This window comes from Alteromonas sp. a30, from assembly GCF_026788005.1.
Lineage (GTDB): Bacteria > Pseudomonadota > Gammaproteobacteria > Enterobacterales > Alteromonadaceae > Paraneptunicella.
In genome coordinates this window covers 1-20,076 of sequence record NZ_JABEPE010000011.1, presented here as the reverse complement: position 1 = coordinate 20,076, position 20,076 = coordinate 1, and the positions used below count along the sequence as shown (strand labels likewise).

Below are 20,076 nucleotides of genomic sequence, written 5' to 3'. Positions count from 1 at the left end.
AACAGAACTTTATTTTTACATTAATGTCGTTGCGTCGGCGTTAACCAATTTATAGGAGTATTGCCAATGGCTGCGCCAGCCAATCAAGAAATGTTAGCAAAATTGCAAAACGGTAGAGGCTTCATTGCTGCATTAGATCAAAGCGGTGGAAGCACCCCGAAAGCGCTTAAGCTCTATGGTGTAGAGGAAAGTGAATACAATGGTGACGAAGAAATGTTCGCAACAGTGCATGCTATGCGTACACGAATTGTGACTAGTCCAGCATTCACTGGTGAGCGTATTTTAGGCGCAATTTTGTTTGAAAATACTTTGGATCGTGACATTGGTGGCATGCCAAGTTCGCAGTTCCTTTGGCAAGAAAAGCAAGTTGTTCCTTTCTTGAAAGTCGATAAGGGGCTGGCCGACGAGGAAGGCGGTGTTCAAGTAATGAAGCCAATGCCGGGATTGGATGAATTGTTGGATAAAGCCGTGGCACAAGGCGTGTTTGGTACCAAAATGCGCTCCGTTATTAAGCAAGCAAATGCAGAAGGCATTGCTAAAGTGGTGGAGCAACAATTTGACATTGGTAAGCGTATCTTAGCAAAAGGTTTAGTACCCATTATTGAGCCAGAAGTGGATATTCATTCTACGGATAAAGCAGAGTCTGAAACCATCCTTAAAGGTTTGTTGTTGAAGCATTTGGATGCATTAGGTGACGATAAAGTGATGTTGAAGCTAACCTTGCCTGAAACTGCGAATTTCTACAAAGAATGCGTAGAACATCCCAATGTTTTAAAGGTGGTAGCACTTTCTGGTGGTTATTCTCGTGATGAAGCGAACAAGCGCGTCAGTGAAAATAACGGCATGATTGCAAGTTTCTCTAGAGCGTTAACAGAAGGACTTTCAGCGAAACAAAGTGAAGATGAATTCAATGATATGCTAAACAGCTCAATCGAAAGTATTTATCAAGCTTCGTTAAGCTAACCCCAAAAATTGGACTGAAAGGTGGATTTTTCCACTTTTCAGTTCACATCTCTGTAAATTCATGAATAATTTGTTGTACTAAATATAAATTTCGCCGTATTTCGAAGTAATTGATTACATGCCTATCATTATCTCTACTTTTGAAGTGTTGCTATTTCCCCAAGGAGCTTTTTCCAATGCTTAAAAAACCACTTTTATTACTCGCCGCCGGACTGCTCGCATTTGGTAACGCCTATGCTGAAGATGAGGAACCGGAAAAAGAGTTTAGTCTAGATGGTGAAGTGGGACTGCTTTTCACAACGGGAAATACGGAAACATCTTCTTTTAAAGGGCGTTTGGCTTCTCATCACGAGATGGAAAGTTGGAGTAATGATTATGTCTTGGAAATGCTATACAAGCGCGAAGAAGTGGATACAGAAGAAGGCGAACAAACCCAAACCAGTGCGCAAAAGATATTTTTCTCAGGTCAGGGAAACTATAAGTTAACAAACCCTGATAATCGGTTGTTCTTATTCGGATCATACGAAGACGACAGATTCAGCGGTTTTGAATATCAATCTACTATTGCAGCGGGTTGGAACAGCAAGTTGTGGAAAAACAAAAACTCACGTCTTGCATACAGTGTCGGTCCGGGTTATGCCATTGCCAGAACCATGGAAGGAGAAAGCCGAAATGGTGTGATTGTTCGTGGTGCTTTCGACTACAAATGGAAAGTTTCTGATTCTGCCACATTCAAACAAATTGTCAGTACGGAAGTGGGTAGTGAAAACACCAAGTCTCGTTCGGAAACGTCGATTTCGGCGCAAGTTAATGGCTCAATGTCGTTGAAATTTTCTATCATCTTAAACCACAACAGTAACGTGGAAGTCGGTACTGAAAAGTTAGATACAGAAACCACAGCAACTTTGGTTTATTCCTTCTTCTAATGCTTTACGTTGAACTCTGGTTTTAAAATAAGTAGTGATGTTCGATTTCTTTGCATAATCAGATGAATCCAAGTAAAAAGGGGCTTTGTTTAGCTCTTTTTTACTTTTTATGCCTCAAATAAAACAAGTGGCGGCCGTAGCCGCTGCGGTAATAACAAGTTCAGGTGTAGAAGCCGTATCTTTTCCCGAAATTGCTTCTAACGTTCCTTATGACGCCGTAACAGCATTACCTTTTCAGGAAGCAACTCACAGGCTTGCTTACGGAGAAGACAGCTTACAGTATGGCAAGTTGTGGATTTCCGATGAAGGTAACACCAAACCGCTGGTGGTTTTTATTCACGGTGGTTGCTGGCTAAGTGCTTACGATATTCAACACTCTTATCCCCTAACAACAGCCATTGCCCAAGCTGGTTATCATGTGTGGTCTCTTGAATATCGCCGTACTGGTGACACTGGTGGAGGTTGGCCGGGGACATATGAAGATATTCTGGCCGGGATTGACGCGACGAATAACCTAACGCAATTTGGTGTTGAGGTGAACTCTGTGGTGTTAATGGGGCACTCGGCTGGTGGGCATTTGGCAGTATTAGCGGGTAGCGACTGGCAAGCTAAAGAGGTGTTACAAGGGGTGAATATCTCCGGCGTGATTGGTCTTGCGGCGATTACCGATCTTGTTAAATACTCTCAAGGGGAAAATAGTTGTGAAACTGCAACGCCCCAGTTTATGGGGGGGAGAGCCGCTTCAAAAGCGGATGCATATACTAAGGCTGACCCTGCTCAAAAACAGCCAATGACGAACACCGTTTTATTACACGGCAACCAAGACGCCATCGTAAACGTGCAACATGCTTCATTAAAAGGGGCTAAAGCGCGACTAAATGAAACTGCCGGACATTTTGATTGGGTTCATCCGGGTAGCCAAGCTTTCACCATGATATTGTCAACGTTGGAATCGCTGAGCACAAACAACTCGGCGCAAAAACCTGAGTAAACTTAAGCTACAGCAGCGGGGATTTAGCTACAAGGGTGCCGTTATTGTCGGCATACACGTAATCCCCCGGCTGGAAATCGATTCCACCAAAGTGAACAGGCACATTTAAATCTCCAAGCCCGCGCTTTTCGGTTTTGATAGGCACCGTACCGAGTGCTTGTACACCAAAGTCCAATGTCGCAATAACATCAACATCGCGGATACGGCCGAAGATGATAATTCCTTCCCACTCATTTTTAACAAAGTTCTCGGCAATCATATCGCCAAGCAATGCCCGTCGGGAAGAACCCCCACCATCTACTACTAGCACTTTTCCTTTGCCGTTGTGATTAGCTTGCTCTTTTACCAGAGAGTTATCTTCGAAACACTTCACGGTGACAATCTCTCCACAGAAACTTTTTCGAGCGCCGTAGTTGGTCAAGTCTAGCTCGACGACTTGCACCTTGTTGGGGTGATCGTCACATAAATCGGGAGTGGTAAAATTTGCAGTGGCCATGGGTAATTAAAGCCTCATATAGACAAGTCAGTCATGAGCATACAAAGATTGGCGCGTGGCGAGAAGTTAAATTGGTGAATGCCGATTATTACTTTGCCAAATTTACCGATTCAACTTAGGCCGATTCTTTTTCTTCGTATTGCTTTAACCAGTCGGTGAAGTCTTTTGCAGGAAGCGGTCGGCTTAAATAGAAGCCCTGAGCTTTTGTACAACCCATATCAGTGAGTAATGATAATGATTGACTGTCTTCTACACCTTCTGCAACGGTATTGAGACCGAGATTCTGAGCGAGTGCAATTAGCGTTCGTACCATCACTTGGTCGTCTTCGTTGTTGGCTAAATCGAGAACGAAGGCTTTATCAATCTTTAACTCGGAAACGGGCATTTTCTTGAGTTGCGCCATGGAGGAATAGCCGGTTCCGAAGTCATCGATAGACAAGGTGATTCCCATGCTTTGCAGTGTGTTTAATGCTTTTAGCGCACTTTCGGGTTCCGACATAACGGCACTTTCGGTTACTTCTAGGGTTAAACATTTACTGCTAGATTTATATTCTTGCATTAGCTTTTCAACGTAAGTGGGCAACGTCATATCCACTAAATCAATGGCAGAAATATTCACGGCAATTCCAATGGAATGGCCTTGCTCTTTCCAGGTTTTTTGTTGTCGAAATGCTTCTTTTAATACCCAGTGTGTAACCTCGCGAATCGCCCCGGTTTGTTCAGCTAAAGGAATAAATTCATCGGGAGGAATAAAACCGTGAATAGGATGAATCCAGCGAATTAAGCATTCCACTGTTGAAATACGGTTTTCCTCAATAGAGAGCTTAGGCTGGTAGTACAAACTCAATTGACCAAGCGCGACAGCACCGCGTAATTCAGACATTAAATTTAAACGCTGGACGGAATGTTTGTTTAGTTCAGGGTTGTATAAGGCGATGGGGTAGTGCAACCCTTTACAGCTATATAAGGCAATATCTGCACATTGCATCAATCCGTACGCAGAATCGGCATCTTTAGGGTAAGTGGCGACACCAATACTAACATCAACATCTAACGTTAATTGTGCTATGTGGAAAGGGGTATCGAATAAAGATGAAAATTCATTGGCGATCGTTTCAGGTGTTTGATCTTTGATGTTATCAACGATAACGCCAAACTCATCCCCGCCAATGTGTGCAATAAATACACTTGGTGTGGCCGATTCTTTTAGGCGATTGGCAATATCTTGAAGCAAAATATCGCCTATTTCATGCCCGACGGTGTCGTTAATATCTTTAAAGCGATCTAAATCCAGCATCATAACGGCTAATGGTGCGGGTGAATCACTGAGCTTTTCTTTAAGCGTTTTATAGAAGCGGTTGCGGTTCGGGAGTTTGGTGAGCGAGTCGTTATAAGCTAAATCTTGAATTTCTACTTCCCTTGATTTAATTCCATCCTGCATGGCACTAATTGCACTTGAAAGAGAAGCAACCTCGAGCGTACTAGACGTCGGGAAATTCGACACATATTTGCCCTTTCGTATTTGGTTCGCAACGGCAACTAACTTCACAATGGGCGAGAGTACGCCGTTTGATAAGAACATGGCGGCGGTACTTGCCATAATGCCAGCGATGGCCAGAATCAAAATCAGTTGGAAGAGCAAGCTGTTATAAGAAACATAGGCTTTTTCTTCATGGGTCGTCAGCAGGATGTGAATAGGGGTGCCATTCCACTGCGCAAATAAGTCGGTGAAATAGAGGTATTGGTGCAAAGGTTTATTAAGTTGGTGTAAGCCAACCTCTTGCTTAACGGGGAGGAGCGTAAGCTGCTCAATAAGCTTGGTAGAATGTGTTGTACCGATGATTTGATGCGGCACATTGAACCTGAGCAGTGTCACATCCATATCAGTTAGTTCAACTAGCTCTGGCGTGATTAAACGTCGCGTATCAATTCCCATGACCAACCAACCATTAATATTCCTTGATGATTCAACATATTTAATGGGAGCGGCTTTAATTAAGTAAAACTGGTCGTCGATAAACAGCAATTGAATATCACGATGAGTAAATTTTTGTGCATCAATTTTTAGAGTGTTGGATTCTGTTGTCGCCGTCGAGGCTAGCACCTCTTGCTTGTCGCTCAGCACCCAAGCTATATCAGCATCGTTACGTCGCTGATAGTTTTGCAAGGCCACTTTTAAGCTGATTTTATCATCTACACTTCCCGCAATAAGCTGCTTAAAGCTGAAATCTTTGCTGACGGTATTTAATGACTCTTGAAGGGCGTTGCTACGGCTGACAATTTTATCTTTTACTACATTGGCCGATGCTTTGGCATGAGCTAAAAGTTGGCCTGTAGAATGTTCATAAGTTGTTGATTGAACAACATAAAAGGTGACAAAAACTAATAAGCTCAGGAAGAACAAGTAGCTTAAAAGAATACGTGCACGAAGTGTGCTAAAAAGTTGGCTATTAATCATATTCCGAGAACTCATCTGCCTCGCCACCAAATTCATCCTTTCCTGGTGCCAGTGTTTCACTGAGCTTAATGGTGACTTCCTGCGTTCCCGATATTGATACTGGTCGTTTTTTCTCTATATCTTGTTCTTGAATTCGAGGGTGCCAAACACGTAGCGTGTAATCGCCATCTGGTGCGTCAATGGTCACACCCCCGTCTTTGTCCGTTTGTGCGAAATAAGGGGTATCGACAACAAAAATATAACCTAGCATCCAGTCGTGGATATTGCAGCCTAACTCAACCGCCCCTTGTTTTTCGAATTGCATGGATTGGGCGCGACGGTTTTTGAATAACTGAAGCTCAAACTTTTTAGTTGGAGAGAATGAATATACGTGATGCTTGATTGAATCTGAATTTGGAAAAGAAACCTTCTGGCCTTTTTGTATCGCTAGAATGTAAGGGGAAAATTGGCGATTAATTTGATCCATAATAGCCATGGTATCACCTTCGTATTGACCTTTGTACTCATCGGTTTCTAGATATACAACCGCGTTAGTAAGATGCAACGCCTGATTATCAACAAGTTTTACCTTGAGCGCACCAGCCTGAGCAACCGAAACTGATAAAAAGGTCAATACAGCCAAAAAGTTCTTCATCATCACTCAATTATTCCAGACAATATACATCTATTAACAAAAACACTATGGTCAATAATTGTAGCCGACCAAGGAAAACGAAACGGTATAATGCAGTCTATGACACATTCTTCAATCTGGGGTAAAAAATATCAACTTTTCGCTCAATAAGAAATAGTCTAGCGTACAAATAACATGTTACATAGTCCGAGAAAATTGGAAAAAAGTTTCATCTAAGTAGGATTTCCCGGGACCTTTTTTGAATAGCTTATAATTTGAACAAAAATGCCATCATTGATATTTAAAAAAATGTACAAAACTTACGTTAAGATACCGAAATTAGGTTGTTTTTTCTAATTCTATATGACGCAAAACGCGCACTAAACGGATATTGATTTAGTGCGCGAAAAAAGAACGAAACACTAGTGTAGGATACGGGTTTTTATCGTGCCTTCAATGGTTTTCAGTTGATTGTGTGCGGTATCTGCTTGATCCGTATCAACATCGATAACTACATAACCGATAGATTCATCTGTTTGCAGATATTGTGCGGCAATATTGACGTTGTTTTCTGCGAAAATCTGGTTGATTTTTGTCAAAATCCCCGGCGTGTTTTTATGGATGTGTAACAAACGAGAGCGTCCTAAGTGTTCCGGCAAAGAAGCTTCAGGGAAGTTCACTGCTGTTACGGTGGAGCCGTTGTCGCTGTATTTTACTAGCTTACTAGCAACCTCTTTACCAATGTTTTCTTGTGCTTCTTGCGTACTGCCGCCAACATGTGGAGTGAGGATCACATTGTCGAATTCTCTCAGCGGAGACACAAATTCTTCTTGATTGGATTTAGGTTCAACAGGGAACACATCGATGGCAGCTCCGGCTAAATGCTGGTTCTTTAATGCTTCAGCAAGTGAATCTATGTCAATAACGGTTCCTCTTGAAGCATTGATTAAAATCGCTCCTTTTTTCATGACATCAAGCTCAGCCGCGCCAATCATATTTTGTGTTTCACGGGTTTCAGGTACGTGCAACGTAATCACATCAGAGGTTTTTAACAGCTGAGTTAAACTGCTGACTTGCACGGCATTTCCCAATACCAACTTGTCTTCAATATCGTAGAACTGAACATTCATGCCTAAATGTTCAGCTAAAATACTGAGTTGCGTACCAATGTGACCGTAACCTATTATGCCCAGTGTTTTCCCTCTGGCTTCATAAGAACCGACCGCACTTTTTTCCCAGCCTCCGGCATGGGCAAGCGCATTTTTCTGTGGAACACCTCGTAACAACAAGATAATTTCACCTAGCACTAATTCTGCTACCGAACGGGTATTGGAAAAAGGCGCATTGAATACCGGGATGCCAAGTGTTTGCGCTGCTTCCAAATTGACTTGATTGGTACCAATGCAAAAGCACCCTATGCCAATTAACTTATTAGCGGCTTTTAGCACATTCTCTGTTAGTTGTGTTCTTGATCGAATACCAATGAATCGCACATCTGCAATTTTTTCAATGAGGTCCTCTTCACCAAGCGATGTTTTTATATACTCAATATTGCTGTAGCCATTACGTTTGAGCGTTTCCAGTGCGCTTTGATGTACACCTTCTAGCAATAAAATTTTGATCTTGTCTTTAGACAACGACACTTTGCTCATGGCAGTTTTACCCGTTAACTTGATTTGAAGAAGTAATTTACTGTGCGTTACTGACAATGGGAAGTTTAACGCAATATTTTAGACGTCTAGCCGTCTGATTTTGCACTTTATCAGATACGAAAAAATGTGCAATGTTTAAGCATCGAAGTCATTACTTAGGTTCGATACATTTCACACCATTATCGGTGCCAATCAATACAATATCGGCACTTCGACGAGCGAAAATGCCGTTCGTCACCACCCCAGTGATTTGATTGATTTGGCTTTCTAATTCAGGGGGATTCATGATTGTTAAGTTATGAAGATCAAGAATGACGTTGCCATTGTCCGTTACAACACCTTGTCGATATTCAGGATCGCCACCGAGCTTAACTAATTCCCTAGCAACATAAGAACGAGCCATTGGAATGACTTCAATTGGCAGAGGGAAGTTGCCTAGCATGGGAACTTGTTTGCTATCGTCGATGATGCAAATAAACTGCTTAGCCACCGCGGCAACAATCTTTTCTCGGGTGAGGGCGGCGCCTCCTCCTTTTATCATGTGCATGTGTTCGGTGATTTCATCGGCACCATCAACATAAATGTCGAAGCTACTAATGCTGTTTAAGTCGAACACTTCAATGCCAAGTGCCTCAAGGCGTTTTGTGCTAGCGTCAGAGCTTGAAACCGCTCCTTCAATGTCATTCTTCATTGACGCTAATGCGTCGATGAAGTAGTTGACGGTAGAGCCAGTGCCAACACCTACGATGCTGTCGGGTTTTACGTACTTTAGCGCGGCTTCTGCGGCGGCACGTTTTTTATCGTCTTGGGTCATGGCGAACTCACTATTATTAAAGGTTAATTCAAAAATTCGGTTTGGCGCTTTTATCTGAAATCCATTGTGATGGCGTTAAGATTGCATCCAACGGTATATCCCAATTTTCGGTGGGGATTTTTTCTGCTTGTTGGCAATCATGGGCTAATCCAATCACTTTGGGTTTTTGCTTTGACGTATTGAGCGTTGCAAGCGTGCGATCATAAAATCCGCCCCCCATCCCCATTCGGTTTCCTTGAGCATCAAACGCGACCAAAGGGGTAAAGATCACATCAAGATGTTGAATAGGGCAAAGTTGAGGACATTCGACTTTAGGCTCAGGGATGCCAAAGCGATTGCTACGCATTTCAGTTGTTGCTGTGTAATTAACAAAAACGAGAGTTTTTTGATAAAACGGGTGCAGTACCGGCAAATAAACATGCTTGCCTAAACGCCACGCCTCTTGAATAACAGGTGCGGTGTCAATTTCCCCGTCGTTAGCTAAATACAAGGCAATGTGTTGCGTGTTTTGAAAGAAGGCATGATTGTTTAACTGGGAGATAATTGCCTGACTTGCTTTCGCCTGTTCCTGCTCAGACAACGCGCGTCGCTTGGCGCGAAACAGGGCTCGAAGTTGTTGTCTAGGTGTCTTGGTCACTGCAAAAGTCGTTGCTGCTGGTTAATTATGCACAGCATTGTGCAAAAGCTGGTAGGGGAGTATGGCGCGAGAGAGGATGAAAAAAAAGCCGATTTTTAGATTTTTTTGTTTGAATAAGCTGAAGACTAAGAAAAACAGCACGCTGTTTGACCAGCCGTGCTGTTGGATTGCTACTACGGTATTCTGTTAATTCAAGCGCTGTTAGAGCGAATATGCTTCTTGAATTAGGTCTCGTACTTTATCGTCGTTAACCTTTAACGCTGCGCTCACAATAGGTTGACTCGACCACGCCGGATTCGGCATGGGGTTATCGGTTCCTTCGAAAGAGGTTTGACCGTAACAAAGTTCATCTTTGGAAACACGGATATAACCGTCTTGGTATTGGAAGATGTCTGGATTAATAATATGAGCAATTGCTAAAGCGTCATGGAAGTAACACACAGGCTCTTTGGCATTTTGGAACACTTCCGAATAAAACTTCGTATAAAATTTGGCGGCTTTATTCATGAAACTTCCAATCACAGGGTTAAGCTGCTCAAGTTTGTCGTTAAATTCAACACTAAAGCTCACTGCATACGTGACATCTAAACCAATCAGGGTGAGTGGTTTAGCGTATTCCGTGGCGAATACTTTTTCTGCACCGTAAGGGTCGTTCCAAATGTTCGCTTCCGCAACAGGCGATACGTTGCCCTTTACTCTAGCTGCGCCACCCATGACCACAACACGTTTGAGCAAGTTAGGTAATTCTGGTTCAAGGTCTAATGCATGCGCCACATTGGTTAGCGGGCCAACCGCAACGAGTGTTACTTCACCCGGATATTTTTTCGCCATTTCAATAATAAACTCGGCTGCTGAGCGCGGGTCTTCTTGGCGAGATGGTGGAGGTAACTCAATATTACCAAGGCCGTTATCACCGTGAACAAAATGTGCAAAAGATGGCTCTACGTCGCCACCATAGGGTTTACCTGCACCAGTACAAACGGGAATATCTTTTTTGAGTATGTCGCAAAGGCGGATAGCGTTGTCCGTCGACATTTCGACTGGTACGTTGCCAAAAACCGTGGTTAAACCGATTAAATCTAAATTAGGTGACTGACTGGCGAAGAATATCGCCATTGCATCATCAATACCCGGGTCGGTATCAATTATAATTTTCTCTTTCATCTTATCCCCCCTGTTTTTCCAAAAATGCGTGTACTTCTTCTGCCTTTGGAATAGACGGTGAAGCGCCGGGGCGCGTGACGGCAATGGCCGATGCAGCACAAGCTTGAGTTAATGCTTTTTGGGCGTTGTTATTTTTCATGTATGACGCTAAGAAATAGCCGATAAAGGTGTCGCCTGCCGCAGTGGTATCAACGGCTTCTACCTCGAAGGCTGGTACTTGAATTCGTTCCCCGCCTTTAATCATGACCGCCCCCGCTTTACCCAGAGTAATAATAACTGCGGCATTTGGGTAATGTTGCTTAAAGAAGGTTTCAATTTGGGCTAATTCGCGCGTGCCAGAGATATCTTCTGCTTCCACCTCATTTACGATGAATAAATCAACTAAATTAAGTGGAAGTTGTTTGACCGAATCGTTCATTGGTGCAGGGTTAAAAGCAACCTTCATTCCCTTTTCTTTCGCCATTCTCATGGCATCGCCAATAGCGTTGGTTTCGTTTTGGGTTAATAACCATGCACCTTCAGGCGCTTCATCAATAGCTTGCTGAACAAGATCGGTTTGAATATCGTGGTTTGCACCTGCAAACAAAACAATGGCATTTTCACCCGACTCATTCACTTGGATGATAGCGTGTCCTGTCGGTTTTTCGCTGATTTTGACATAGCGACAGTCAACCTGTTCACGGATCAAATCTTGTTTAATGTGGCATTGTGCTTCGTTAACTAAGCCAAGGTGCTGAACGGTTTCATCTGAATTTGCTAGCGCGTGTGCAAGTGCAATTGATTGGTTTGCACCTTTGCCGCCTAGTAATTGTTGATAACCCGTTGATGCGAGCGTTTCGCCCGGTTCAACAAAATGCGGAACCTGATAAACATGATCGACATTAATCGAACCTAAATTAATAACCATCATATGCGAGTGTCAGTTGAGTTTAAGGCTGATTACTTTAAAGCAAAAAACACAATCATACTAATGACTTTGTGTTTGTGTGCATAAAATTCAAACAGTCTTGTTGGGCAAGATTTGCTTAACTATTTGAAAGTTATTTAAAAAATTTTCTTTTGAATATTCGATATTTTTTGACCGTTTGGTCAGAAGATGCTTTGGATGCTATCTTTTAGGCGAAAGCAGTAAGGCAAAAAATGCCTTACTGCTTTCGTTTTATGAGGGGGCTATTTGGCAGTTTTATTATCTTTGTAACTGTCTTCGTAGTCTTGAGACCAATCGACAGGGCTGCCATTCACGAACGTTTGGACCGCTTTTATTTCGTGAATTTTGTTTTTACCTACCGTAAGCGGGTTTTCAGTTAAAATAACCAAATCAGCCACTTTTCCTACTTCAATAGTTCCTATTTTATTCCCCAGCAAATTTTGTTGTGCAGGCACAATGGTGATTGCTTTCAATGCATTATAAACATCGGATTTTGGGTCGCCGAATAAGGATGTTGGAGGCATTCTCTGTACATCCTCATCACCTAGGTTAGGGTAGAACCATGTGTTTCTCGTCACCATTTGTTCCACATACCATAGCGGATTAATTGGCGTTATTGGTGCATCGCTGTGTAAAGAAACAGGAATGTGTTGAGCAACTTCCGCCGCCATTGCATCCAACGCGCCGGCTCTTGGATTACCCAAAATATTGCTGGTTTTTATTGAACCTTTTGTCTCGCCATTTTGAAAAGCGCCTCCCCAATAGGCAATGTGGCCCGGCGTATGGCTGACACTAATATCAAGTTTTGGCTTGTCTTGAATGTTAGTGTAAGCAGCAATAAGCCCTTTATTTTTTTGATTATATGGGCATTTGTAAGTGTTATTGCGCGCAGCAGTTATATCCTTAATCACATTTTCATTGGTTTTGGGGTCGCCAGAAACCGTTGCATGATGAAAAACAATAGGCATGTCTTGGACTTTTGTTGGGTCACTGGTCATGAGTCTTTCCTGATGCAATTTATCGAATGCGCAAAGCGAATGCTGCATTGCTTTATCACCATTTGCATGAACTTGAATAACCCAATCTCCCCAATATTGTTTTAGGCTTTTGTACAGTTGTTCGTCTGTATAATTCATTCCTTCTTCAAGGCTAGTTCCCCCGCATAAGCCCTTATCGGCGTATTTATCTGTTAGGCCAGCACTGCAACCTTGAGTGGAGCCATCTGCCCACCACTTAATACCGTAGGCACCATATAATCCTGCATAATCTTCTTCCCAAACCGATGTTCGATAAAAATTGGCAATATCGAGCGGTGTAGCCTTTTGGGAATCTGAGTTTGTGGTATCCGCTTTTGGGGGAACGACGCCTTTTGTATCGATAACTTCAGAAGATATGAGGCTTCGGAATCGCATTTGATAGATATTTTTTTCTTTTGATATAGCAAAATTTTTCATGTATTCGAGCTCATCGCTTGTCATACCTCCAGCGTTGACCATGGTTGTGACACCCGTTTTGCTGATTTTTTTCAAAAGATTATTTGCAACAGTATTGGCTTTACCTTGCTCATCCTCTGTACTAAAAGGCATAAAGAAAAATGGACTATTTTTGATTCCCGAGTTTTCTTGGATAGCTTGAATAAATTTTCGATATGCTGGTTCTTCTAATAATTTTCCTGTGAAATGTTTGCCGTTTTCATCTACAACCCATGTGCCCAATGCTGGTTTTTGGTTTTGTGGCAAGGTTGTATCATTTATCATATTTTTCGGAGAGCAGGTTTTAACATCGCTGCAAATACCGGCTTCAACAAAAGCTTGCATATTAACGTAGGCAACGTGCCCTGATTGGTCGAGGATGAAGACTGGATTGTCTTTAGCGCCCTTTACGAAGTCTTCAATGACTTTGGCGGGGTTATCGATGAAAAATTTAGGGGTGATCATACCGTCAACGTAACCTTCAGGCTCTTCGGCTTTTTCAGGTTTTATTTCTGATATTTTACTCGCTACGAGGCGCGAAGGGTCAATGCCATTCGCCATAATCCAGCCTTTTTTTGATGGCAGCGCTTTTAATTCGCGTTTTGAGCTATCGTTTAGTGCGTTGATGCTTTCAGACAGGTTTACAGCGCAATTAATCTTATCATCGTCGTAGGTTGTGTAGCTGTAACGCTCAGGTAAGCACGGGGAAAGGTCAGTAACAGGGCTAAACGAAATCAGTAGTGGTAAATGGGTATGAGGCTCTACAAATCCCGGCATCAGTGTTTTGCCGTATAGGTCATACATGTTTAGTTTGTGTGTGACGGGTGGTGGTTTTTTGTCAGGATATTCTGGACCATTGAGAATGGCTAAATTAGCCATTTTGTCGGCGTTTATTTGTTCTTTTGCGTCCTGATAAACCTTTTCTTTACTGCCCATGGACATAATTTTATCTTTATATACCCATATGGCTTCCGGCTTAATTTCGGAGTCGTAATCTTCCGCCGACATGGTGATAATATTGCCGCCGAAAAAAAGGTAGCTGTTTACTATTTCTTCATCGCTTGCGTTAGCTCCGAAGGTCAAAGAACCAGAAATGACAGCGGTGAGTGCTGCTAAGCGGTTTCCAAACTTATTTACAAACATTGTTTGCCCCCATCGTTTATTTAAAGTCGTCAATAATGAAAAGTGGGTGGCAGAGTAAATTTTTTGGAATGGAATGTTTATTTCATAATATTTCAGGCAAATCGTAAGAGGGTTATGTTGTTAAGTATAGAAAAAGCCATTTACGGTATGTCTAAGCTTTTCAGGCTTTCTTGTCTGTTCTGTTTTAGTCAAACAGGACACTTCAATATGAGGAATATAATCCTGATATTGAGGTGACTTGGACAAAAAGAAAAAACAGAAGCTATACCAATGAGTTCAAACAAGACATTGGGATAATGTTGTTGAACGGTTCTTCGGTAGTTTAAAGCATGATTGGCTACTAAAAGCACTACAACCAATAAGAGAACATATGAAAAATAATGTCGCAGCTAATGTGCGATATTACAACTTTGACCAGCTTCATACTGCTAACAAGGGTATGTCACCGATTAACCATGAAGACCGCTTAAATAAAGGGTACGGTTTAATTTGAAAATACTGCCTACTTAGTTTCCAGACTCTTAATCCGTTGCTGTAGAGGTTATATTTGTTTTCGCTGTAAGATAATCGATTTCTATTGGCATCTTATGGTTTTTAGGTGTTTCAGGAAAGTCAGCTGGGGAGCTTAGACCTAACTTAAGCGTTTTTTTGTTTTGTGTAATTCTAGAACGAAGCTCCATACCAAGATGCTCGGCTAGCTCCAATATTAAATAAGGAGCCAAACTCAAAAATGCTGCGTGCGAATTGTAAATGTTAGAATGCCGATTACCTGCTTCTTTATGATGAGCTAACAACATATTATCTAGGGTTAATACCAAATTATTCTCATCTCGATTGACTAAGTGCTCAATGGCATCTGAAGATCCCGGTAGTACTGAGGTGTACTTTTTAGCCTCCCACTTTCTAAACCAATCCATATAGGGTTTGTGGTCTTCCTCTAATCGTAAACATGAAAGAATTGTACATAAGTGACTAACAAACTCATTTGTATTTGTTTTAGCTATACTAATAATCTTTTTCGACACTTCAGATACATCCTCCAGCAAAAGCGCCTTTGTTTGATAGATATTTTCCAAACTTGGGAGCATATCTTCCTGACAGACATCCACGGCTAATGAATCAAGTCTAAACCTATTTATTAAATGTGTTTTTGCATTCTCATCCAGACCTAGAGCTGTATTATAAATATAGGCGCCATAAGAATAGCCACTACATATTCTGTACCCAAAAGCTTTTTTGGATGGTGGAAGGTGTTCTGCTGGCCTAATGTTTGCCATTGTTGAGCATGAGTCAGCTCTAAATTTAATTTCTTCTAACGCAGTCATCATTATTATATTTGAACTCCATATCTGAACTACAACTTGAATGCGCGACACCAATATATGATGTCGCGTTTTTGTGTATTCAATTTTATCAGATCACAACATATTACTTAATATTTAAACTATGGGTTAACTGGTACTTCTATAATCACAATATCATTTAGTTTCTGAGAACCGTTCGCCCCAAAAGTCGCATCATTGGCAAGACGCTGTGTTACCCCAGAGCCAACATGTCTTGGCCTAACAACAACAAGCTGGGTTCTCACGTTTCCATTTTGAAAAGCCGTAAGCAACTCTGTTCGTTGTGATTGGCTTAGGTTGGAAGTTCTACTTAAAGCACTGCCAACACCGTCACCATTTACACCAAACATCCAGCTCTCAGATAGTTGCCTTCCATTATTTGTATTGCTTAAAGTTCCAACACCAATGTTGGAATTTGAACTAACCCATTTGCTTTCTGATACGATAAATTCGCCAGTGCTTGGGTTTCTGAAAACATTATCAAACCCTTGTGCAGAGGTATCGGCACTGCAAAAATAACACTCTAAACCGTTGCTTCTAGCCCAACTTTGAGCCGCTGCCTCACCAAACTGGCCTTTTGCCCCCGCACTGGTTAATCCATTCAAACTTAATCCCAGAGAATTGCTAAATGCGTTGGCATCCTGCACTACCACACTAGTAAAGTCTAAACCATTTCTGCTAGCACTGGTCACCACAGAATTAATGGAATTTTCCAGTGAAAAGCTAGTGGCACCATAAATATCCGCATTTCTGGTTAAGTTTCCTAAATAGACTGCTGATGCGTCAGAAATTGAGCCTAGTGTATCAGCAATATTATCAAGGCCTTTTATGTCGAAAACGTTATCGGCGGTTTTATAAGCTCCTTTCCCAATATCGTACCACGGAGCTATACCTACTATAGCAATTCCCACATCACCATATGAACCATTGTTAAAAGCAGCCTCGTAGGACGAAATCCCCAAGTTACGTATATCACCCACTAATAAAAAGTCTGAAATGAGGGTTGAGCCAGTAGCTATGTTTTGCAATAAAGGAGTGGGGTACAAAACTTCATTGTATGTCCCATAAAGTAATCCATCGACTCCAGCACCTACACCGCTACCTATTGCACTTAGAATATTTGAAACATCAGCTGCAAAAGTGTTATTCGTCTGTTGCTGAGTTAATGCGCCTAGAGGTTGTTCTCCTCCTGCTGCGCCGCCATTAATAATAAACGCAGCAGCTCCTGTATCAGGGTCTAGCGCAATAAAACCAACGCCTTCCCAATCAGATATGGTTTGTGGGCCAGAAGGGGTTATGACGATTCGGCCATCATCAATGAGATTACTCAGATTCGTTATCATTTCCTGACGATAACTTAGTTGAGGTAAGAGGCTATCTTTGTTGGTCTGATTAATAACATAAATCGGTTGTTCATGATTAGCCGCGTAGCGGAGTATCGACATAGTTGATTCGGCAGGCCAGCCCATTGCTTTGGCAAATACTGCGTGTTCAAGAGCTGATGCAGCTTGTCCCAGCGCAAATAATACTGGAGCAGAGTCATAACTGTTGCTCGCTTGATGAGGAAGGATAGCGAATAAATTTCTTGGTGCGTCGATTCTCCTAGAGCCAACCGACATCTTGTAACTGCCATCAGCTACCTGACGAGCGGTTAAATCAATAGAAATAATCGCCTCATTAACCTGATGAAAAATCAATGAACCTGTACTCGCACTGGCGTTTTGTACCTCAACATCTAGTTGTTTATGGTAAGAACGGCCTAGATAACTAAGAAGCGGTCCTGCAAAACGCGAATCAAGTAAGTTACTTGCGTAAGTTTGCGACAATCCCTGCAAGGCCGCAGCTTCTTGTTCCAAAGATGTGCCGTCAATGTACTGTCCATCTAATGCAATGGCATGCACACCACCCACAGTGACGTTGTGAGTCACAATGTCACGACAGTCTTTTTTGTTGAAGTTATTGCATACGTTACTGCTCTCACCGCCATCCAACATTTCGACAGTAATGGTATCGTAACTACCGACTGATTTTGCGTTACCTCTTGCAACCTCTTGTCCATCAATAAGTAAGCGAGGCTTTAAACTTACGCCTTGATAAGGCGTATTTAATAAGCCACCATTGCTATCGATAGTTGACTGGTCACTTGTTGTCGCTGCCACATAGTCAATCACTACAGAGGTGTCTAGCGCTTTATCCATATTAACGGTGTAATTTATACCGCTAGTGCGAACAATAAGGCGCTCTCTCTTCAAAGCAGGGAGTACATCAAAAATATCATCAGATCCGCCAAAATCAGCAGATACTGAATGTCGAGCGTCCTCTCGGACTATGTCATAAGGAAGTGCTTGACCATACTCATAACTGCTTAAGCTGATTTCTTTACTTGCTAGGTAGTCGGAGTAAGTTAAATGAGTGGATTGCGCCAAGTGACTTCTAACTGTCTCTTGATTACTTTCGATTAACTCATCAAACTGATTTAAGTCAGGCAGCATTATTCCGTCTGGGTTATCAAAGGCTCCTGCTTGTGCCAACGCATCCAAAACGCTCTGCGAACTTGCGCCTGCGTCATTTTGTAAGTTTTTAATTGTCGGAACGGATTTAATTTGGAATGAGGGGTCTGCGACAACGCCATTTACTTCCGCCCATACATGGTCCATTTCAACATAAACCGGGGGACCATTTTGAGTTTGCACAAATATTTGTGGGTTAGCACCGCCAATGGCTAGTATTTGAGCGGCATTTTGGACATCGCCCACACCCAACCACGATGTTAAATTGTCAACATCTACCCGAATACGACCATACACAAACTCTGCACTGGTAACACTTGCTAGTGCTGCTGCTTGTGTTAGGAATGCACCCGATAGTTCAACAGCATTACCTGCTTTGCTAACACTAACAGAATCAACAGATTTCCTTTGTCCGAAATAATAAGGTTCAAAAGCATGTTCCTGAGCTATTGTCTGCATTAATGCATTGACTGAATCACAAGCTTGACAAGTACCACCACCGATATCGACCGTTGCAATATCACTCCAGTGGGCGACTTCTTCACATAATGGGGTGGTTGGTTGGGCTGGGTTAATCAAACATCCAATTACCTGAAATTCAAACTCTCCTGAAGGATGGTTTGTTAATTCAGCAATGGTGTTATCGCCTTGATAGACTACTGACCAATCCTGTGTGCCTTTTCGCCGTTTTTCTAGTCGATACTGCTGAGCAAAGTCCACACTAGCCCAGCCCATCGTAACGTTATACGCATTGGTTGATGAAGCCTCTTTATATGATTGTGATTTATTCAGAGATTGAACCGATGGAACAATTTGAACAGGAATAATGCCACCATTATTCGAACTAAAAGGCATAGCATTACTATCAACTTGTCTGTAAGGTTGCTGCTGACCACTCGCAAATGCTTCTGCTTCGGGCGTATATGCAAGTGAAGGTGTGCAAAATATTAGTACACCAAGTACAAACAGTGCAGTAACAAAGGAACTATTCTGAAAAGTCAAAGAGCCACGCATATCCGCATTATCCTTAATCATGTTATCTCTCTCCTAAGTTCATAGGGGCGGACAGCTTATTAACAGTTAAATTTGAACTAAACTGTTGAACCTCTTGATTCGAGTTATTAAAACACCTCCAATTGGAGTTTCCTGAAGTTGTTTTATAAAAAATAATCTGCTGAGTATTATTAAAACTAATCGGAGTAGCTCCGTCGGATAAGCAATAACTAACAGTTGTTAGTAGCCCCTCAACTTGGACGGTTTCGCCCACATGGAATTGCGTCTTTGACCAACTTACGCTACCAATCTTGGGCACAACAAATGCGCGATAAGAACTAAACGTACTCTCTCCCGTTCTATCTGAACGGATACGCCAGTAGTAGGTTTCTGGCGGCAATTGAGTAGGCGTACTTCCTGCGGTTGGGTTTGCCCTGAATGATGTATTCCAGCATTGTGTTGTACCAACAACATCGTTTAAGACCCATCGCTTGCTATATTGATTGAAATTGGTATCGCTACTAACTTGCACTGTATAACTTTGAGCGCCTGTTGTTTCTGACCAACTAAAGCACGGAATGCCATTGGTGACAGTCCCATTGTTGTCTGGACTAAATAAGACGGCAGTACCGAGTGGCTGTTCAACAACAGTTCTTTTAATTGAAGTAAAAGTACTGCATCCCGAGCTATTACAAGCTCTGACTTTGTAATCGTAATTACCAACTGGCAGTTGACGCTGAAAAATGCGACTGGAATCAGAATATACTTTTACATTATTCTCATACAGCTGATAAAAAGTTGCTCCTGATACAGGATTCCAACTCACTGTAAAAGCAACTCCCGAATTCACTCGCGCAGGCACGCTCAATGAAGTTGGTGTTGATGGTACGGGAATTGGCACAACAAATGCGCGATAAGAACTAAACGTACTCTCTCCCGTTCTATCTGAACGGATACGCCAGTAGTAGGTTTC

15 protein-coding genes and 1 pseudogene are annotated in these 20,076 nt (G+C 42.2%); 4 read left to right on the top strand and 12 right to left on the bottom strand.

The genetic code is table 11. From position 1 onward, the window contains the following. Positions 1-66: 66 nt before the first annotated feature. From HJG39_RS11805 to HJG39_RS11795, 3 genes are all read left to right on the top strand, one after another. On the top strand, positions 67-963 hold the full coding sequence (locus HJG39_RS11805; protein ID WP_268409434.1) for a fructose bisphosphate aldolase: 897 nt from the start codon (positions 67-69) through the stop codon (positions 961-963). 176 nt (positions 964-1,139) lie between these two features. Further along, positions 1,140-1,889, top strand: coding sequence for a DUF481 domain-containing protein (locus HJG39_RS11800; protein WP_268409433.1), 750 nt, complete (start codon positions 1,140-1,142; stop codon positions 1,887-1,889). Positions 1,890-1,998: 109 nt separating this feature from the next. Then, positions 1,999-2,880: an alpha/beta hydrolase gene (locus HJG39_RS11795; protein WP_268409432.1), complete on the top strand. Its 882-nt coding sequence runs from the start codon at positions 1,999-2,001 to the stop codon at positions 2,878-2,880. 7 nt (positions 2,881-2,887) lie between these two features. On the opposite strand, the gene HJG39_RS11790 is transcribed toward HJG39_RS11795, so the two are convergent. From HJG39_RS11790 to HJG39_RS11750, 9 genes are all read right to left on the bottom strand, one after another. After that, entirely contained in the window at positions 2,888-3,376 is a 489-nt protein-coding gene (locus HJG39_RS11790) for a putative 4-hydroxy-4-methyl-2-oxoglutarate aldolase (protein ID WP_268409431.1), read from the bottom strand. Positions 3,377-3,491: 115 nt separating this feature from the next. Next, positions 3,492-5,849, bottom strand: coding sequence for a sensor domain-containing phosphodiesterase (locus HJG39_RS11785; protein WP_268409430.1), 2,358 nt, complete (start codon positions 5,847-5,849; stop codon positions 3,492-3,494). Then, positions 5,827-6,471 (bottom strand): methylamine utilization protein, encoded by a 645-nt coding sequence (locus HJG39_RS11780; RefSeq protein ID WP_268409429.1) that lies wholly within the window; start codon positions 6,469-6,471, stop codon positions 5,827-5,829. The genes HJG39_RS11785 and HJG39_RS11780 overlap by 23 nt, the downstream gene beginning before the upstream one ends. Before the next feature lie 398 nt (positions 6,472-6,869). After that, positions 6,870-8,099, bottom strand: a complete 1,230-nt coding sequence (gene serA, locus HJG39_RS11775) for a phosphoglycerate dehydrogenase (protein ID WP_268409428.1) — start codon at positions 8,097-8,099, stop codon at positions 6,870-6,872. Positions 8,100-8,250: 151 nt separating this feature from the next. After that, positions 8,251-8,913, bottom strand: coding sequence for a ribose-5-phosphate isomerase RpiA (rpiA, locus tag HJG39_RS11770; protein WP_268409427.1), 663 nt, complete (start codon positions 8,911-8,913; stop codon positions 8,251-8,253). Positions 8,914-8,941: 28 nt separating this feature from the next. Continuing rightward, the gene (locus tag HJG39_RS11765; RefSeq protein WP_268409426.1) at positions 8,942-9,550 is read right to left on the bottom strand and encodes a 5-formyltetrahydrofolate cyclo-ligase; all 609 of its coding nucleotides are present in this window, start codon (positions 9,548-9,550) and stop codon (positions 8,942-8,944) included. A gap of 201 nt (positions 9,551-9,751) precedes the next feature. Beyond that, positions 9,752-10,714: a nucleoside hydrolase gene (locus HJG39_RS11760; protein WP_268409425.1), complete on the bottom strand. Its 963-nt coding sequence runs from the start codon at positions 10,712-10,714 to the stop codon at positions 9,752-9,754. A gap of 1 nt (position 10,715) precedes the next feature. Then, entirely contained in the window at positions 10,716-11,624 is a 909-nt protein-coding gene (locus tag HJG39_RS11755) for a ribokinase (protein WP_268409424.1), read from the bottom strand. A gap of 260 nt (positions 11,625-11,884) precedes the next feature. Next, positions 11,885-14,257: an amidohydrolase family protein gene (locus HJG39_RS11750; RefSeq protein WP_268409423.1), complete on the bottom strand. Its 2,373-nt coding sequence runs from the start codon at positions 14,255-14,257 to the stop codon at positions 11,885-11,887. Between the two features lie 289 nt (positions 14,258-14,546). Here HJG39_RS11750 and HJG39_RS11745 point away from each other — a divergent pair. Beyond that, positions 14,547-14,750 (top strand): annotated as a pseudogene (locus HJG39_RS11745) (integrase core domain-containing protein); the annotation flags it as partial. Between the two features lie 28 nt (positions 14,751-14,778). Here HJG39_RS11745 and HJG39_RS11740 read toward each other — a convergent pair. From HJG39_RS11740 to HJG39_RS11730, 3 genes are all read right to left on the bottom strand, one after another. Then, on the bottom strand, positions 14,779-15,585 hold the full coding sequence (locus HJG39_RS11740; RefSeq protein ID WP_268409421.1) for a hypothetical protein: 807 nt from the start codon (positions 15,583-15,585) through the stop codon (positions 14,779-14,781). 116 nt (positions 15,586-15,701) lie between these two features. After that, positions 15,702-19,145, bottom strand: coding sequence for a hypothetical protein (locus tag HJG39_RS11735; protein ID WP_268409419.1), 3,444 nt, complete (start codon positions 19,143-19,145; stop codon positions 15,702-15,704). Position 19,146: 1 nt separating this feature from the next. Next, positions 19,147-20,076: chitinase N-terminal domain-containing protein (locus HJG39_RS11730; protein WP_268409416.1), on the bottom strand; the 930-nt coding region annotated here is incomplete at its 5' end.

Bases quoted from the DNA above. Each gene is read 5' to 3' on its own strand.
- HJG39_RS11780 (WP_268409429.1), bottom strand. From the start codon at position 6,471: ATGATGAAGAACTTTTTGGCTGTATTGACCTTTTTATCAGTTTCGGTT.
- HJG39_RS11785 (WP_268409430.1), bottom strand. From the start codon at position 5,849: ATGAGTTCTCGGAATATGATTAATAGCCAACTTTTTAGCACACTTCGT.
- HJG39_RS11735 (WP_268409419.1), bottom strand. From the start codon at position 19,145: ATGATTAAGGATAATGCGGATATGCGTGGCTCTTTGACTTTTCAGAAT.
- HJG39_RS11790 (WP_268409431.1), bottom strand. From the start codon at position 3,376: ATGGCCACTGCAAATTTTACCACTCCCGATTTATGTGACGATCACCCC.
- HJG39_RS11800 (WP_268409433.1), top strand. From the start codon at position 1,140: ATGCTTAAAAAACCACTTTTATTACTCGCCGCCGGACTGCTCGCATTT.
- serA (WP_268409428.1), bottom strand. From the start codon at position 8,099: ATGAGCAAAGTGTCGTTGTCTAAAGACAAGATCAAAATTTTATTGCTA.
- HJG39_RS11795 (WP_268409432.1), top strand. From the start codon at position 1,999: ATGCCTCAAATAAAACAAGTGGCGGCCGTAGCCGCTGCGGTAATAACA.
- HJG39_RS11740 (WP_268409421.1), bottom strand. From the start codon at position 15,585: ATGATGACTGCGTTAGAAGAAATTAAATTTAGAGCTGACTCATGCTCA.
- rpiA (WP_268409427.1), bottom strand. From the start codon at position 8,913: ATGACCCAAGACGATAAAAAACGTGCCGCCGCAGAAGCCGCGCTAAAG.
- HJG39_RS11755 (WP_268409424.1), bottom strand. From the start codon at position 11,624: ATGATGGTTATTAATTTAGGTTCGATTAATGTCGATCATGTTTATCAG.
- HJG39_RS11750 (WP_268409423.1), bottom strand. From the start codon at position 14,257: ATGTTTGTAAATAAGTTTGGAAACCGCTTAGCAGCACTCACCGCTGTC.
- HJG39_RS11760 (WP_268409425.1), bottom strand. From the start codon at position 10,714: ATGAAAGAGAAAATTATAATTGATACCGACCCGGGTATTGATGATGCA.
- HJG39_RS11805 (WP_268409434.1), top strand. From the start codon at position 67: ATGGCTGCGCCAGCCAATCAAGAAATGTTAGCAAAATTGCAAAACGGT.